Annotated in this window: 13 protein-coding genes; all 13 read left to right on the forward strand. The window is 60.2% G+C overall.

Features of this window, described 5'->3' with window-relative positions:
* Nucleotides 1-2 precede the first annotated feature (2 nt).
* On the forward strand, nucleotides 3-1,052 hold the full coding sequence (locus G4223_RS07035; RefSeq protein ID WP_241003998.1) for a lytic murein transglycosylase: 1,050 nt from the start codon (nucleotides 3-5) through the stop codon (nucleotides 1,050-1,052).
* Between the two features lie 39 nt (nucleotides 1,053-1,091).
* Nucleotides 1,092-2,063, forward strand: coding sequence for a septal ring lytic transglycosylase RlpA family protein (locus tag G4223_RS07040; protein ID WP_241003999.1), 972 nt, complete (start codon nucleotides 1,092-1,094; stop codon nucleotides 2,061-2,063).
* A 97-nt stretch (nucleotides 2,064-2,160) separates the two neighbouring features.
* On the forward strand, nucleotides 2,161-3,324 hold the full coding sequence (locus G4223_RS07045; protein ID WP_163677015.1) for a D-alanyl-D-alanine carboxypeptidase family protein: 1,164 nt from the start codon (nucleotides 2,161-2,163) through the stop codon (nucleotides 3,322-3,324).
* 1 nt (nucleotide 3,325) lies between these two features.
* The gene (tmk, locus tag G4223_RS07050; RefSeq protein WP_163677018.1) at nucleotides 3,326-3,970 is read left to right on the forward strand and encodes a dTMP kinase; all 645 of its coding nucleotides are present in this window, start codon (nucleotides 3,326-3,328) and stop codon (nucleotides 3,968-3,970) included.
* Nucleotides 3,967-5,052 (forward strand): DNA polymerase III subunit delta', encoded by a 1,086-nt coding sequence (locus G4223_RS07055; RefSeq protein WP_163677021.1) that lies wholly within the window; start codon nucleotides 3,967-3,969, stop codon nucleotides 5,050-5,052. Before tmk ends, G4223_RS07055 begins: the two co-directional genes overlap by 4 nt.
* Before the next feature lie 63 nt (nucleotides 5,053-5,115).
* Nucleotides 5,116-6,675, forward strand: a complete 1,560-nt coding sequence (metG, locus tag G4223_RS07060; protein ID WP_163677022.1) for a methionine--tRNA ligase — start codon at nucleotides 5,116-5,118, stop codon at nucleotides 6,673-6,675.
* On the forward strand, nucleotides 6,675-7,451 hold the full coding sequence (locus G4223_RS07065; RefSeq protein WP_163677024.1) for a TatD family hydrolase: 777 nt from the start codon (nucleotides 6,675-6,677) through the stop codon (nucleotides 7,449-7,451). The genes metG and G4223_RS07065 overlap by 1 nt, the downstream gene beginning before the upstream one ends.
* A complete protein-coding gene (locus G4223_RS07070) occupies nucleotides 7,448-8,212 on the forward strand; it encodes an MBL fold metallo-hydrolase (RefSeq protein ID WP_163677026.1) in 765 nt (254 codons plus the stop codon). Before G4223_RS07065 ends, G4223_RS07070 begins: the two co-directional genes overlap by 4 nt.
* 84 nt (nucleotides 8,213-8,296) lie before the next feature.
* The gene (locus G4223_RS07075; protein ID WP_163677028.1) at nucleotides 8,297-9,802 is read left to right on the forward strand and encodes a hybrid sensor histidine kinase/response regulator; all 1,506 of its coding nucleotides are present in this window, start codon (nucleotides 8,297-8,299) and stop codon (nucleotides 9,800-9,802) included.
* Between the two features lie 354 nt (nucleotides 9,803-10,156).
* Entirely contained in the window at nucleotides 10,157-11,404 is a 1,248-nt protein-coding gene (locus G4223_RS07080; protein WP_163677030.1) for a site-specific integrase, read from the forward strand.
* Nucleotides 11,401-12,948, forward strand: a complete 1,548-nt coding sequence (locus tag G4223_RS07085) for a site-specific integrase (RefSeq protein ID WP_163677032.1) — start codon at nucleotides 11,401-11,403, stop codon at nucleotides 12,946-12,948. The genes G4223_RS07080 and G4223_RS07085 overlap by 4 nt, the downstream gene beginning before the upstream one ends.
* A complete protein-coding gene (locus tag G4223_RS07090; RefSeq protein WP_163677034.1) occupies nucleotides 12,945-15,170 on the forward strand; it encodes a hypothetical protein in 2,226 nt (741 codons plus the stop codon). The genes G4223_RS07085 and G4223_RS07090 overlap by 4 nt, the downstream gene beginning before the upstream one ends.
* Entirely contained in the window at nucleotides 15,157-15,651 is a 495-nt protein-coding gene (locus tag G4223_RS07095; RefSeq protein WP_163677036.1) for a hypothetical protein, read from the forward strand. Before G4223_RS07090 ends, G4223_RS07095 begins: the two co-directional genes overlap by 14 nt.
* Nucleotides 15,652-15,659: the final 8 nt, after the last annotated feature.

Here is a 15,659-nt window from a genome sequence, read left to right on the forward strand (position 1 = left end):
GGATGTGGCAGGGTGCGGCCATCCGGCTGTTCTGGACGACGGGAGAAAACATGCTCAAGGCACGCACGATCCGCGGAATTTTGGTGGGCGGGGCAGCCTTCGCCATGCAGGCCTCGGCAGGCCTTGCCCATGCCCAGGACGCGACGCCGAAACCTGATTTCCAGACGTTCCTGCGCGGGGTCGAAGCCGACGCCGTGGCGCGCGGCATTCGCCCGCAAACCGCCGCCGAGGCGCTAACCGGCGTCGAGCACATCGACCGGGTCATCGAACTGGACCGCAAGCAGCCCGAGTTCACCTTCACCCTTCAGGATTATCTGGCACGGGTGGTGAGCAAGCAGAAAGTCGAGAAAGGCCGCCGGATGATGGCGGAAAACCGGGCGCTGCTGACCGCGATCGGCAAGAAGTACGGCGTCCAGCCCAAATACGTGGTGGCCCTTTGGGGGATCGAAACCGATTACGGTCGGGTTACCGGCGGTTATTCGGTGGTGTCGGCACTGGCGACTTTGGCCTATGACGGTCGTCGCTCGTCCTATTTTCGGGGTGAGTTGATGAACGCTCTCAGCGTCATCGACGGAGGGCACATCACCGCCCAATCCATGCGCGGATCGTGGGCCGGCGCCATGGGGCAATGCCAGTTCATGCCATCTTCTTTTCTCAAGTTCGCCGAGGATTGGGACGGCGACGGCCGCCGCGACATTTGGGGCACACGGGCCGACGTCCTGGCCTCGGCCGCCAACTATTTGGCTCAAAGCGGCTGGAAGGGGAACGAGACCTGGGGGCGGCCGGTCAAGCTTCCCGGCAATTTTTCGCCCCGTCTGATTGGGTTGGACCAGAAACAGGCGGTGACGGAATGGGGTAGGCTGGGCGTCAGGGCCATCAACGGCAAGCCGTTGCCGAAAAGCTCTGTGGAGGGATCGATTATTCGTCCCGACAACGGCGGTGGCGCTGCGTTCCTGGTTTACGACAATTTCCGCACCACCATGAAATGGAACCGTTCGACCTCTTTCGCCTTGGCCGTCGGCCATCTTGCAGAGAAGATCGGCGGCAAGTAATCTACAAAATATCTGGCTGAAGACCGAGGGGGACACCACATGATGCGGAGCTTTCCGCGCGGCGGCCGCGTTGCGGCGCTATTGCTGACGACGGCGCTGCTGTCGGGCTGCGCCGAGGTCAACCTGTTCGGTCACATGGCCAAGACCGCAACCTCAGGCGATGAGCCGCCGGCCGCCACTGGCGCCGCGCCCACATACAAGGTCGGCAAGCCCTATCAGGTGCGAGGGGTGTGGTACTATCCCCGTGAGGATTTCGACTACGACGAAACGGGCATCGCCTCATGGTACGGTCCCAATTTTCACGCCAAGATGACCGCCAACGGCGAAACCTTCGACCAGGAAGCGGTGAGCGCCGCGCACAAGACCTTGCCCATGCCGTCGGTGGTGCGGGTGACCAATCTTGAAAATGGTCGTTCGCTGATCGTCAGGGTCAACGACCGCGGGCCCTTCGTCAACGGCCGCATCATCGACCTGTCGCGCCGCGCCGCCGAATTGCTGGGCATGGAAGGCCAGGGGACGGCGAAGGTCCGCGTGCAGATCATGACAGAGGAAAGCCGGGTTCTGGCCGGCAAGGTGCGCCCCAGCAGCAACGAACCGCAGGTTGCCGCCGCCCCGCGTGAGGCGGTTACCGCCGAAACCTTGCCGCCGTTGGGCAGTGCCGAGCCATCCCGGCCTGTTCAAACCGCCTCCAAACAAGGAGCCGCTCCGCGCGCCACCACCGCTGCCGAAGCGGTCGAACGCGAACTGGCTGCCCAGCAGGTGGAGAACCAACCGGTTCGATCAACCGGTATCTTCGTTCAGGTGGGCGCCTTCAGCCGACACGATAACGCGCTTCGTCTCCAAGCGCGGATGTCGGCGGTGGGGCACCCGCAAATTCAGCCGGCCACCGTTCGCGGGCAAACCGTCTACCGTGTCCGTTTTGGCCCCATCGCAAGTGTCGAGGAAGCGGATCGCCTGTTGGATTCGGTGATCGCGGCCGGACAACAGGACGCCAAGGTGGTGGTGGACTGATCCTGGCCGAATGGGCGGCTTGCCCTCTTTCCGACGCATTTGCGGCTTAGGGCTGTACCCTTCCGTTCGAGTGTCCTGTTTCGAGGTATCCGTGGCGATGACGCATATTTCTTTCCGCCGGCCGCTGTTGGCGGCCTTCGCTCTTCTGACTTTGGGCGCGGGGCACCCCGCCCTGGCCGATTCCATCGAAACTTCGGCCCGTCAGGCCATCATGGTGGATTACAAGACCGGAACGGTCCTGATGGAGAAGAGCGCGGACGAGCTGATGGTGCCCTCGTCCATGACCAAGCTGATGACCGCCTATATGGTGTTCGAAAAGCTGAAGGAAGGGAGTTGGAAGCTCTCGGATCGCCTTCCGGTGTCCGAGACGGTTTGGCGCAAGCACGTCAAATCGGGGGGATCGCTGATGTTCCTGCCGGTCAACGCCACGCCGACCGTCGAGGAACTGATCCACGGCGTCATCATTCAATCGGGTAACGACGCCTGTTCTGTGCTGGCCGAAGCTTATGCCGGCAGCGAGGAGGCCTTCGCCGAGGAGGAAACCCGCCGCGCACACCAGTTCGGCATGAAGAACACCACCTTCCGTAATGCCTCTGGCTTGCCCGAACCGGATCATCTGACCACCGCCCGCGACCTGTCCATTCTGGCGCGCCATCTGATCAACGATTTTCCCGAATATTTCCCCATCTATTCCAAGCGCGAGTTCACCTATAACGGCATCCGCCAGGGCAACCGCAACCCGTTGCTTTATGCGGTCTCCGGCGCCGACGGCCTTAAGACCGGGCATACCGAGGCGGCAGGTTACGGCTTGGTCGGCACCGTCAAACGCGGCGAACGCCGGGTGATCATGGTCATCAACGGCCTGAAAAGCATCAAGGAGCGCGCCGAGGAAAGCGCCCGGCTGATCGAATGGGCGTTCCGCGAGTTCGACAATTACACCTTGTTCAAGAGCGGCGACATGGTTTCCGACGCCGAGGTGTGGCTGGGGTCCGCGGCCAGCGTGCCGCTGGTCGCCGGTGAAACACTGGAAGTCACCATGCCGCGCAAGGCGCGCCGCGACATGAAGGTGACCGCCGTCTACACCGGCCCCATTCCGGCTCCGATCAAGAAGGGACAGCAGGTCGGCAAGCTGGTGATCACCGCTCCCAACGTCCAGACGGTGGAATTGCCGCTGCTGGCGGGTACCGACGTGGAAAAGCTGGGCTTCGTCGGACGCATCACCGCCGCCCTCAAGGCCATCTTGTGGGGGGCGAAGGGCTGACATGACGCAGGGCGGCCAGTTCATCACCTTCGAAGGCGGCGAAGGCGCAGGCAAGTCGACCCAGGTGAGGTTGCTGGCCGACGCCTTGGAACGCGCCGGAATCGAAGTGGTGAGCACCCGCGAACCGGGCGGGTCGGCAGGAGCGGAGGCGATCCGCTCCTTGTTGGTGACCGGTGCCGTGGACCGTTGGGACGCCCATACCGAGGCGTTGCTGCATACCGCCGCCCGCCGCGATCATCTGGCCCGCACTGTCTGGCCGGCGCTTGACCGCGGGGCATGGGTGGTTTGCGACCGCTTCGCCGATTCGACCTTGGCCTATCAGGGCTATGGCCACGGCCTGTCCAAGGATTTCATCACCGGTTTGACCCGACTGGCCGTCGGGGACTTCAAGCCCGACCTGACCTTCGTCCTTGACCTGACGGTGGAGGAGGGGCTTCGGCGGGCCGGTGGCCGGGGTGGGGCCGAGGACCGTTACGAACGCATGGGCACCGCCTTCCATGAACGCCTGCGTCAGGGCTTCTTGGAAATCGCCCGCAACGAACCGGACCGCTGTGCGGTGATTGACGCCAGCCTTGCCCCCGAGGAGGTGCACCAGACGGTGATGCGGGCGGTCAAGGGCCGTTTGCTTGGTTTCTGCGTTCCATGACGCAAGCCCTTGATCCGCGAGACAATCCTGACCTGATCGGCCATGCCGAGGCTGAGCGCGCGTTCCTGGATGCCTGGAAGTCCGGTCGCTTGGCCCATGCCTGGCTGTTGTCGGGACCGAAAGGCATCGGCAAGGCGACCTTGGCCTATCGCATCGCCCGCTTCGTGCTGAGTGGCGGTGGCGAGGGGGGCGGCGGTCTGTTCGGCGGCGGACCGGAGAGTCTGGCGCTATCGCCCGACCATCCGGTATTTCGTCGGGTTTCGGCGAGCGGTCACGCCGACCTCAAGGTGGTGGAGCGCGGCTGGTCCGACGACAAGAAAACCAAGCTGCGAACCGAGATCGTCATCGACGATGTGCGTGGCATCGGCGGTTTCATGGCCCTGACCCCGGCCGAAGGTGGCTGGCGGGTGGTGATCATCGACGCCGCCGACGACATGAACCGCAACGCGGCCAACGCAGTTCTAAAAGTGCTTGAGGAACCGCCGCGTAACGCTTTGATGTTGCTTGTTTCACATAGTCCTGGCCGGTTGCTTCCAACGATTCGGTCGCGTTGTCGCCGGCTGGCGCTCAAACCCTTGCCGGAACCCAGTGTGGTGCAATTGCTGGCCAGCCACCGACCGGACCTCGGTCCCGAAGACGTGGCTGCCCTGGCCCACCTGGGCGAAGGCAGTATCGGCAAAGCCGCGAACCTGGCGGCCGAGGGTGGGCTGGACCTGTACCGCGAACTGGTCGGCCTGTTGTCGGCGTTGCCCCGTCTCGACGTACCGGCCTTGCATGCCTTCGCTGATCGTGTCGCACGCCCCGACGCCGAGGCGGCATGGCGCACGGTGACCGAGTTGCTGGGCTGGTGGCTGGCTCGCCTGATCAGGGCCGGCGGCCGCCAGGGCCGGGGGATGAGCGAGGTGGTGGCAGGCGAGAGCGCCCTGATGGGGCGTCTGTTGTCCGCCGCCGACCTTGAACGCTGGCTTGAGGTGTGGGAAAAGGTCACCGCCCTTTTTGCCCGCACCGACGCGGTCAATCTGGACCGCAAGCAAGCCATGCTGACGGCCTTTCTGGCCATCGAGCGGTTGGCGCGAGGCTGAAACGGCACGCGGCTGGCGCGGGCCTGAGCCCAAAGCCGCCACAGAGCACACGTTTTCGAGGAGATGACCATGAGCGCGGCCAAGACCTTCTACGTCACCACGCCCATCTATTACGTCAACGACAAGCCGCACATCGGTCATGCCTATACCACCCTGGCCTGTGACGTGCTGGCCCGTTTCAAGCGGCTGGACGGCTACGACGTCAAGTTTCTGACCGGCACCGACGAACACGGCCAGAAGGTGGAAAAGTCGGCGGAAACCTTCGGTATGACGCCGCAAGCGCTGGCCGACATGAATTCGGCCAATTTTCGCGATCTGGCCGTGCGCATGAACACCTCCAACGACGACTTCATCCGCACCACTGAACCGCGCCACGTGGCCGCCGTCCAGGCGCTGTGGACCAAGCTGGTGGAAGCGGGCGACATCTATCTGGGCCATTACGAGGGCTGGTATTCGGTCCGCGACGAAGCCTTCTATGGCGAGGACGAACTGAAGTCCGGTCCCAATGGCACCAAACTGGCTCCGACCGGCGCGCCGGTGGAATGGGTCAAGGAACCCAGCTACTTTTTCCGCCTGTCGGCATGGCAGGACCGGCTTTTGGCTTTTTACGACGCCAACCCAGACTGCATCGCCCCACAGTCGCGCCGCAACGAGGTGATCAGCTTCGTCAAGGGCGGCCTGCAAGATTTGTCTGTGTCGCGCACCAGTTTCAAATGGGGGGTTCCGGTACCGGGCGACGACGCTCACGTCATGTATGTTTGGCTGGACGCGCTGACCAACTACATCACCGCCGCGGGCTATCCCGATCTGGGTGGCGAGTACGCCAAGTACTGGCCCGCCGACCTGCACATGGTGGGCAAGGATATCCTGCGCTTCCATGCGGTCTATTGGCCGGCTTTCCTGATGGCCGCCGATCTTCAGCCGCCCAAGCGGGTGTTCGCCCATGGCTGGTGGACCAACGAAGGCCAGAAAATCTCGAAGTCGCTGGGCAACGTCATTGATCCCATCCAGTTGATCGAGCGGTACGGCCTGGATCAGGTGCGTTATTTCCTGCTGCGCGAGGTGCCGTTCGGCAACGACGGCGATTTCAGCCATCGTGCCATGGTCACCCGCATGAACTCCGAATTGGCCAACGATTACGGCAATCTGGCCCAGCGCGCCTTGTCGATGATCGGCAAGAATTGCGGCAACACCGTGCCCCAGCATGGCGAACTGAGCGAAGATGACCGCGAGATGCTGGACGCCGCCCACGGATTGCTGGCCAAGGTCCGCGACGCCATGGACCGCCAGATGTTCCACGAAGCGCTGGAAACCATCTGGGTGGTCATCCGCGCCGCCAACGGCTACGTGGACCGCCAGGCGCCGTGGGCTCTGCGCAAGACGGACCCGGCCCGCATGGGCACCGTGCTGTGGGTTTTGGCCGAAACCATCCGCAATCTTGCCTTGATGACGCAACCATTCATGCCCGATGCTTCGGCCCGCTTGCTGGATCTGGTGGCCGTGCCGGAAGAACGCCGGAATTTCACCTTCTGCGGCTCGCACCATGCGCTGAAGCCCGGCACCGCGCTGCCGGTGCCTCAGGGCGTGTTCCCGCGCTTCGTGGACGAGGAGGGGGCCGCCTGATGCTGGTGGACAGCCACTGCCATCTGGATTTCCCGGATTTCGCCGAGGAATTGGATGCGGTCGTACAGCGCGGCCGCGACCACGGGGTGGGACTGTTCCTGACCATCAACACCCATTTGACCCGGTTCGAACGGGTGTTGGCGGTGGCCGAACGTTTTCCCGACGTCTATTGCACGGTCGGCATCCATCCGCACGAGGCGGGAAGCGAACCACACGCCGAGATCGAGCGGCTGGTCGAACTGGCCGCCCATCCCAAGGTGGTCGGCTTTGGCGAAACCGGTCTGGATTATTACTACGACAAGAGCCCACGCGACCGGCAGCGCGTATCCTTTCGTGCCCATATCGCCGCCGCCCGCGAAGTCGGCCTGCCGGTGATCGTTCACACCCGCGACGCCGATGCCGACACCATGGATATTTTGTCTGAGGAAATGAAAAACGGCGCCTTCACCGGTCTCATTCATTGCTTCAGCTCTGGACAGGAACTCGCTGAAAAAGCTCTTGAAATTGGACTCTACATCTCCATCTCAGGCATCGTCACCTTCAAGAAGGCCGAAGCGTTGCAGGAAACGGTGAAGGGCATCCCGCTGGACCGGCTGCTGGTGGAGACCGACTGTCCCTATCTGGCGCCGATCCCGTTTCGCGGCAAGCGCAACGAGCCGGCCTATGTCGCCCACACCGCCGCGAAGGTGGCGGAATTGAAAGGCGTGTCTTCGGCCGAACTGGCCCAGGCGACCACCGCTAATTTCCGGCGTCTGTTCACGAAGGTTCCGGGATGAAGGTAACCATTCTGGGCAGCGGCGCGGCCGGGGGCGTTCCCAGCATCTCGCGGGGGTGGGGCTCTTGTGATCCAGCCGAACCCAGGAACCGCCGTCGCCGGCCGTCGATCCTGGTAGAGGAGGGGGGAAGCCGCATCCTGGTTGACACCTCGCCCGATTGCCGCGAGCAATTGCTGGACGCTGGTGTCCAACGCCTGAGCGGAGTGCTTTACACCCACGAACATGCCGACCATCTGCACGGCATCGACGATTTGCGCGAGGTCAATCGCGCCATGGGCGGACCATTGCCCATCCATGGCGCGCCCGAGGTGATCGACAGCATCCGAACCCGCTTCCCCTATGTTTTGGGCTGCGTCGAGGAAGGGCAGAGCATCTACAAGCCCATGTTGGAGCCGCACGTCATCGACGGCCCCTTCGAACTGGGCGGCCTGTCCATCCATCCCATCGAACAGGATCATGGTTTTTGCCGAACCTTGGGTTTCCGGTTCGGTGACTTCGCCTATTCCACCGATGTGGTGAACATGCCGCCGGAATCGTTCGAAATCCTGGCCAGCGTCAAGGTCTGGGTGATTGGTTGCCTGACCATGCACCCCCATCCCACCCACGCTCATCTGGAGCGCGTTCTGGAATGGATCGCCCGCATCCACCCGGAAAGGGCGTTCCTGACCCACATGACGCCGTCTTTGGATTACAAGACATTGCAAGGATGCTTACCGCAAGGGGTGGAGCCGGCCTATGACGGCATGGTCATCCACATTTAGCACCGCAACGTCGATTGACCCGCTAGTATTACGCCGTTAGTATAATTTCGCTCAATTGAGCTCGGATGGCGGCGGAGCGCGTTCATGCCCCCCAAGGCACTGGTGGTGGAAGATAGCCGGTTTTACCAGCAACTGATCCGCAAGGGGCTCGAAGAGCGTCTAGGGTTCGAAGTGGTTGCCGCGCAAACCCTGGCAGAGGCCAGCGCCATCCTGACGGCGCAATCAAGCGAAATCCTGGTGGCCTTGCTTGATCTGCATCTTCCCGACGCTCCTCACGGCGAGGTGGTGGACGAAGTCGCGCGCTACAAGATTCCCTCGATCGTCTTCACCGCCAGTTTCAGCGACGAAATTCGCGAATTCGTGCTGTCGCGCCATGCGGTCGATTACGTACCCAAAGATGGTCCCGGCAATTTGGACACGGTGTTCGATCTGGTGCGCCGGATCAGCCGCAACACCGCCGACCGTATTTTGGTGGTGGACGATTCCCGTGTGTCGCGCCGTCACATCAGCGACCTTTTGCAATTGCATCGCTTTTCCGTGGTCGAGGCCGGCGGCGCCGAGGAAGCCTTGGCCGCCATTGCCGCCGACCCGGATTTCTGTCTGGCGATCATCGACTACAACATGCCCGGTACCGACGGGGTCGAGTTGACCCGCAAGATACGCGCCAAGATCGGGCGCGACCGGTTGGTGATCATCGGTCTCTCGGCTTATGGCAACAACGTGGTGTCGGCACGCTTCATGAAAGCTGGCGCCAACGACTATCTGAACAAGCCATTCGTGCCGGAAGAATTCTTCTGCCGGGTCTACCACAACCTGGACCTGATGGAGCAGATCGCCTCGTTGCGCAAGGCGAAGGGAGAGCTAAGGTCCGCCCTGGCCACGGTCGCACAGGCCAGCGAGGAGAAAACCCGTTTCCTTGGTCATCTCAACCATGAAATGGGAGCGCCGCTGAACGCCATCATCGGCTTTTCCGAACTTGTCCTGGCGGACACGGGCACATTGCCAGCCACCACCACGCGCTATCTGCAAAACGTGTACGATTGCGGCCTGCACCTGAAGGATTTGGTTTCCGACGCGCTCGACATGGCGCGGGTCGAGGCCGGGCACCTGGAATTGATGGAAAGCGACGTCGATCTGGGCGGATTGTGCCTGGACGTGGTCGACGTCCTGACGCCCCAGACCGAAGCCGCCGAGTTACGGATCGAAGGAAACTTCGTTCCAGGCCAGCCCAAAGTCCGTGCCGACCGTCGCCGGCTCAAGCAGGTGTTGCTCAATCTGGTGGGCAACGCGATCAAGTTCACCCCCAAAGGGGGGCGCATTCGGATCAGCGCCGGCGTGGAGGAGGGGGCACCTTTCCTGGCGGTCGAAGACAGCGGGTGCGGTATGGACGAAGCCGGAATCGCCACCGCGCTCACTCCGTTCGGCCAAGTCGGAGATGCCGAGAGCCGTTCCAAAGGCACCGGCCTTGGACTGCCGCTCAGCAAAACCTTGATGGAACGCCATGGCGGCGAGTTGGTTATAACCAGCACGTTGGGCATTGGTACCCAAATAATGGCGCGTCTGCCATCGGGGCGACTTTTGGACGCCTGATCCACGGCTTCGAGCGACACGCCAAATCCGAAAAAATAAGCGCTTTCCCAACATCGGCTTTTCGCACGTTTCATTCTGACCCATAATATGCATTATGCGACTTCCGGGCATATTGGGATATGTTGCCCTACTGAAAACGTTCGTGACTGAACCACAGCAACAGGTTTGTGCCTAAAGGGCATTTTCCGCGTTGCCTTCGCCGAACTGCCCATAGCGGCATCATCGCCGGCGCGCGAACCATCGGCCGGCCCCTAGTGGTGCCGAATATCACCAATTGGGGACATGTTGTACGCGAGAACCTAGTGATAACGTTTTCTTGGCCCCTCATTCGGGACATACCCAGGACCAAGAGATATGATCGCCAACCTGCGTTCCATGTCGCTCCCAGCAAGCCTGCGTGGCTATGTCTGCACTGACTCGCGCGGATTGCCCCGCTACTGGTCAACAGTATGGGACACACTACACGGCGCTGACGTGGCGCCGTCCACATCAGCAGGAAAACTCGCTGCTATCGACCGCTTCTACCGCCATGTCGAGGAAGTGACAGGCAAAGACTGTCTGGACGCGATGCTGGCTGAGGGAGACTTCGAACGTATCGAGGCGATGCTGGAGTCCTTCTTCATTGCGCTGAGGAACGTCGCGACGCTGGTGCGTACGGACAACTCCAAGCACTGGACTGCAGTGTTTGCCTTTGTCCAGGACATCCTCGACCGGCAAGGGCGCGTGCGAAACATGGATGCTCTGGCGCTGATCCAGGCGCGACTTAATCGATTGGACCGGCTCTACGGCACTCTGGTGCCCCTGCGAAAGCCAAAGAGAAAGGTGATCCGCGCATTGCCGTCCAGTGTGGTCGAGGATTTATATGAGGTATTCTCCCCCGATTCGCAGAGGAACCCCTACCGAACCGATGTCGAGCGGTGGAGGAATTTTTGCTTGTTCCTCCTCTATCTTCACCAGGGACTTCGCCGCGGAGAAGCGCTGATTTTACCGGTGAATGCGATTAGAGAAGGTGTCGATCCCGAGACGGGAGAAATCGTCCAGTGGATAAACGTCGTGGAGACAAAGGACGACGATCTCGATCCCAGAATCGACCGCCCGCAAATTAAGACCGCGCAGTCACGCCGACAGATACCGATAGCCACTGATCTTGCTGCGGCGGTCGAACATTACGCCATGAACTTCCGTGGCAAGATGAACCACCCGTTTATGTTCCCATCTAATCGCGGCATGCCGCTAAGCAAACGGGCCGTGAACCTTGTTTTCGAGGCAGCCTCGCGAAGGTTGTCCTCAACTGCCAGGAAGGACTTGATGGAGCGTACGGGCACGGAAACGATCTCCCCTCACCCGCTACGCCATACCTGTGCTGTCTATCGTCTCTCGGAATTCATCAATGACGGCATGGAGATGCCCCTCGCCCTTCAGCTTCTCCGCTCCTTTTTCGGATGGTCTCGCACATCGGCAATGCCACAGCATTACGCCGGCGCGTATTTCGAGAACCGCTTGCTCACGGTCTGGCGACACCGGTTCGATGGGCGCGTCTCCATGCTTCGTGCGCTCGATGCACTTGATGGGGATTATCCGATAATGGGAGCGAGGATATGAACAAGCAGAGGTTCCTCCCGAGCCCCCCATCGGGCAGCTTCGAAGAAGCCAGAAATCTCATCCGCGGTCTCCCTGCCCTGCCATCGATCGTCCGTTACCTGGACGAGTACGATGATACGATCAGGTCGGTGCGAACAGCTGACGCGCAATGGTCTATAAAGTCCGACACTGCGTCGTTGAAGATCGATTTTCGCCGCTTTGAAACAGACGAACTTATCCTCTTCAGCAAGCACTTCTTCGCATTCGCACTTTCACGCGCATCCTGCAGCACAGTGCGACAGTTATATTACGGCCTTAACCACTGGTTGGATGAAAATGAGCAAATATATGACGCACTATGTTTGCGGCCATATGATCTTGCGGAATACTGGAATAGACACGTTGTTGCAGCCAACCGGCCCCAGGAACAAGCAATCGCTGTGAAATGGCTGCTCTACTTCATGTGTGACATGGCAGTTGGGCACTTCAATTCATTGTACAAGGATGTCGTCAAATCACTCCCGTTCACGTGGATTGCCCCCTATAAGGGTATTGCCAATGGTGAGGACATACTAACTGTCGCCCAAGAGTGCGACATCGTCCGTCACCTCGATGCCGTCACCGAGGCGGCAGTCCGCAATCCTGCGGATGTCGCCGACGAGACGCTGACCAAGGCATGCTTACTGTGCATCAGCTACCAGCACGCGCTTCGGCCCGTGCAGATTTGTCGCATCAATGTCGAGGACCTACGCTTCCACGAGGACAACGATGGCGAGATGGTGGTCCATCTGATTGCTTACAGAGCAAAAAAACGAGATGCGAACGAAAAGTCTCCGTTTGTCGTAAAGATCAAGGCCGACTGGACGCCATTGTTCGCTGAGTACCTCCATCGTCGGAAACTAGGGCCAGTCTGGCAAAAATGCGGCGACGCAGGTGGAAAGCTGTTCTCGCTATCCAGAATGGTCATCATCAATGTGATAGGGGACGTCGTCGAAGAGATTACGGGGGAACGGCGCACAGCAACAATCCTAAGGCACACTGCCGCCCAGCGTATGGCGGATGGAGGGGCAAGCGTTGAGGAGGTTGCCGAATTCCTCGGGCATTCCGACCTCGACACCTGCCTAACCTACTTCGAGGCGTCACCCACCCAGGCCGAACTGGTTAACAGGGCTATGGCGCTCTCCCCTATCTACAGCAAAATCGCGGAAGTAATCGCCACTGGTGTGATCGATAAGGCAGCACTAATTGGCTTGCCGGCCGACCAGCAAATCGGCGGCATACCGCATGGCGTTCCTATTGCCGGCATCGGCGCCTGTAGCCTGGGGCAGGCTCTGTGTACGAAGAACCCTGTTTTGTCCTGCTACGGCTGTCGCAAATTCGTTCCAGTTAGCGACGAGGACATCCATCGGCAGGTTCTTGCCGATCTGAGGGGCGTGGTGCAGTTCTTCTTCGACGAAGCCCGCGGCGGAATTCAATCGCAGTCGTACAGGCAACTGGCATCGACGTTGGAAGCAATCCAATCGGTGATCAAGAGCGTCAAGATGACCGGCGAGGTGCCAGTATGATAGAGCCTTTTACCTCATTCGTTGCCACGCAGAAGGCCATTGCCGATCAATGGGGAATTGGCTGGAAACTGCCCCTGAAGCCAGACGGGAAAATCCGCCCGGGCCACGAATGGAATCTCTCTAAATTGGTTGGTGCGCCGGGGCCGGTCCATTGGCTTAGCGACCTTGGGTTCGATGCGAAGACGCTGACGGTGCTGAACCAGAGGCTGGCCGCGAAGGGGCGAGCACCTCTCAAGAAAATGGCTCTATCCAGTGGCTGGCAGGATCTGATCAAAAGCGTCGTCATCGAGCAGATCCTTGTCCGAAAAAACACCCCTTCGCACGCGGCCCTTCAGGTGATGCGGCCTATGAAGGTTCTGGGCACCTGCGTCCAAGGCTTGTCGGGGAGTGAACCGTGGGACATGAATGGGGATGACGTGCAGTTCGCATGCGAGGTTGCTGCCGGCGTCCAGCCCTCCGGGAAGCTCGGTGAACTGGTTATCAGCAACATCAGGTCGGTGATCGACGCGAAGCACCTGTGCTCCCGAGGTCCGTTCTTCCACCTTGTCACGTGCGAGACCAACGTTAGACGGAAACGCGGACAGCAGACGCTCGGCAGTTTATCTGAGCGTAAGCATGCCGAGCTTTTGCCCGATGTCCGCGCCCTATGGGAGTTGGTGCGCATTGTATTCACGGAGAAGCCTCGAACATTCATCGACGCAATCCGCTTCGCCCAGATACGAGTTATGTTCATCTGCGGCTTCAGGGTCGGTGAGGTGTGCCGCATACCGCTCGACTGGCGGCGGACGCGCGAATACGTCTCGGTTGATGGTGTGCCGCTCGGCGAACTGGGCGGGGTGTCGAAATCCTTAATGATCAGGCACTTCGCAGAGAAGATGAAGGGACGCGAGACCAATTCAGTCGAGCTTATAGAGGCGGCCCAGCATGTGCCGATCATCTTCGAGCAGATATTGTCCGAAACTTTGGACCGGATCGCCACCATGACGGAGCCGCTACGCGAGCGGCTCCGCCTGCAATTCGAGACGGGACGGTGCTTCCCCGAGTTTGCCGAGAACGAACGATTGCGTATCGAAGACCTGTACGTCCGGCTATCAGGCAACCCCGAAACCAGGCGCAGTACTCCTGACCATCTTATTGCAGACTACCGCGAAAGCTTCAGCCGATCAGCTCTGGAAGCCATACGGCAATATCAGGAGCAATCGCCATCAGGCCTGAATAAGGCGGTCCATCGTTTCTGGGCTCGCGCAGCCGAGAACGGACTCGCCAAGCTCCTCGTTCGCGACGTTGAAGTTTACGTGCGCAAGAACCTGCCCACCAAGCTGCCCGACACCGCTCCATTGCCCCTTCATGGCGGACGGAAGATGCCGCCGCACGAGATGCTGTTCTTGGCCCCGAAGCGTGCTCTGATCGAAATGCGCAACGGCGGCATCTGCGACATTACCAGATATTTCTCGGTCGGGCTCGTGACGGCCGAGGACATTATACTCAACCTGTCTGCGGCCAAGGGAAGCATCTTCGACCGCTATGGCGACACCGAAGAGGATAGGAAGCTCGGACTGAACACCCACTCCCTACGACACCTTCAGAACACCGAACTGTTCCGCCAAGGAATCGCCGATACAATCATCACCAAGCGGTTCAACCGCCGCAGCGTTAAGCAGAGCTACGAGTACGACCACCGAAGCTTGGCTGAGCAACTCACCGCCATGGACCTTCCCAAGTCCGCCCGCCTCATGCATCCGAAGGCACAGGGACTGGCCGGGTTAATTAAGATAGGTAAAGCCAGCGGGCCACTCGTCGATCAGTTTAAACGCATCCAGAAGGATCGGGGCGACGACGAGGCCTTTTTGTTCCTCGCTGGCGAAGCTAGCGGCTTCCACGCGACGCCTTATGGGTTTTGCATCAATGACTTCATGGTCGACCCCTGTGCGAAGCATCTACAGTGCTTCGACGGCTGTAAGTATCTAGTCGCTTGCATGCTGGACCGGCAGCGGTCCAACCTTGAGAAGTTGCGAGAGCGGATACTGCGAACCATCACGGAAATTGAGCACCGGCGTAAGGGAATTGGCCGGGATAACCAACTGAAGCATGCTGAAAGCTTGCTGGCCAATATCGAGAAGTTGCTTGCAGCCGAAAACGGCGACCTCGTTTTTGAGGATGGGCGTGATCTTTCAGACCGCCTGGGCCACAACCAAGGACCGTTGATCGATGCCGTCATTTGAATACCCAAATCGCCGCAGCTCTGCCGCACATCAAGTTGATATCGATTTGGTGAGCGCTCTCGAAAAGATGTTGGAAAACAATCAGAGCATTTCCCTTCGGTCGGTCATCAGCCAACTGGACGGCATCGGACAACCTTCATCCATCAGTCGCGACGAATGGCGGAACAGCATCCTGCAAAGCTATCAACATCGACAACGCGAGGTGCGGGCGTTGATGGAGCGTGCAGATAAAACCTCAAAGGCAAATGTTCTTGGCCAATTGCAGAAGGCCAAGAAGCGGATAAGCGAGCTAGAAGCCCAGGTAGAGGCCCTCACAGCCTCCCATAAAGCCCTCATTCAGGCCGTTGGCCAAGTGGGCGGCATGTCCGCTTGGAAGGCGTTTTATGATCGGTACCAGACGGTTGTCGATGACCTTAATCGACAGGCAGCTTCCCCCATGGCGGAGGTAGTTCCTCTGCGGGCGGCCGACGAATGTGTATGAGGGCATCG

The organism is Magnetospirillum aberrantis SpK, assembly GCF_011022235.1.
Classification (GTDB): Bacteria; Pseudomonadota; Alphaproteobacteria; order Rhodospirillales; family Magnetospirillaceae; genus Magnetospirillum; species Magnetospirillum aberrantis.

Excerpts from the sequence above, each read along its gene's own strand:
- G4223_RS07035 (WP_241003998.1), top strand. The coding sequence starts at position 3 with ATGTGGCAGGGTGCGGCCATCCGGCTGTTCTGGACGACGGGAGAAAAC.
- G4223_RS07040 (WP_241003999.1), top strand. The coding sequence starts at position 1,092 with ATGATGCGGAGCTTTCCGCGCGGCGGCCGCGTTGCGGCGCTATTGCTG.
- G4223_RS07045 (WP_163677015.1), top strand. The coding sequence starts at position 2,161 with ATGACGCATATTTCTTTCCGCCGGCCGCTGTTGGCGGCCTTCGCTCTT.
- tmk (WP_163677018.1), top strand. The coding sequence starts at position 3,326 with ATGACGCAGGGCGGCCAGTTCATCACCTTCGAAGGCGGCGAAGGCGCA.
- G4223_RS07055 (WP_163677021.1), top strand. The coding sequence starts at position 3,967 with ATGACGCAAGCCCTTGATCCGCGAGACAATCCTGACCTGATCGGCCAT.
- metG (WP_163677022.1), top strand. The coding sequence starts at position 5,116 with ATGACCATGAGCGCGGCCAAGACCTTCTACGTCACCACGCCCATCTAT.
- G4223_RS07065 (WP_163677024.1), top strand. The coding sequence starts at position 6,675 with ATGCTGGTGGACAGCCACTGCCATCTGGATTTCCCGGATTTCGCCGAG.
- G4223_RS07070 (WP_163677026.1), top strand. The coding sequence starts at position 7,448 with ATGAAGGTAACCATTCTGGGCAGCGGCGCGGCCGGGGGCGTTCCCAGC.
- G4223_RS07075 (WP_163677028.1), top strand. The coding sequence starts at position 8,297 with ATGCCCCCCAAGGCACTGGTGGTGGAAGATAGCCGGTTTTACCAGCAA.
- G4223_RS07080 (WP_163677030.1), top strand. The coding sequence starts at position 10,157 with ATGATCGCCAACCTGCGTTCCATGTCGCTCCCAGCAAGCCTGCGTGGC.
- G4223_RS07085 (WP_163677032.1), top strand. The coding sequence starts at position 11,401 with ATGAACAAGCAGAGGTTCCTCCCGAGCCCCCCATCGGGCAGCTTCGAA.
- G4223_RS07090 (WP_163677034.1), top strand. The coding sequence starts at position 12,945 with ATGATAGAGCCTTTTACCTCATTCGTTGCCACGCAGAAGGCCATTGCC.
- G4223_RS07095 (WP_163677036.1), top strand. The coding sequence starts at position 15,157 with ATGCCGTCATTTGAATACCCAAATCGCCGCAGCTCTGCCGCACATCAA.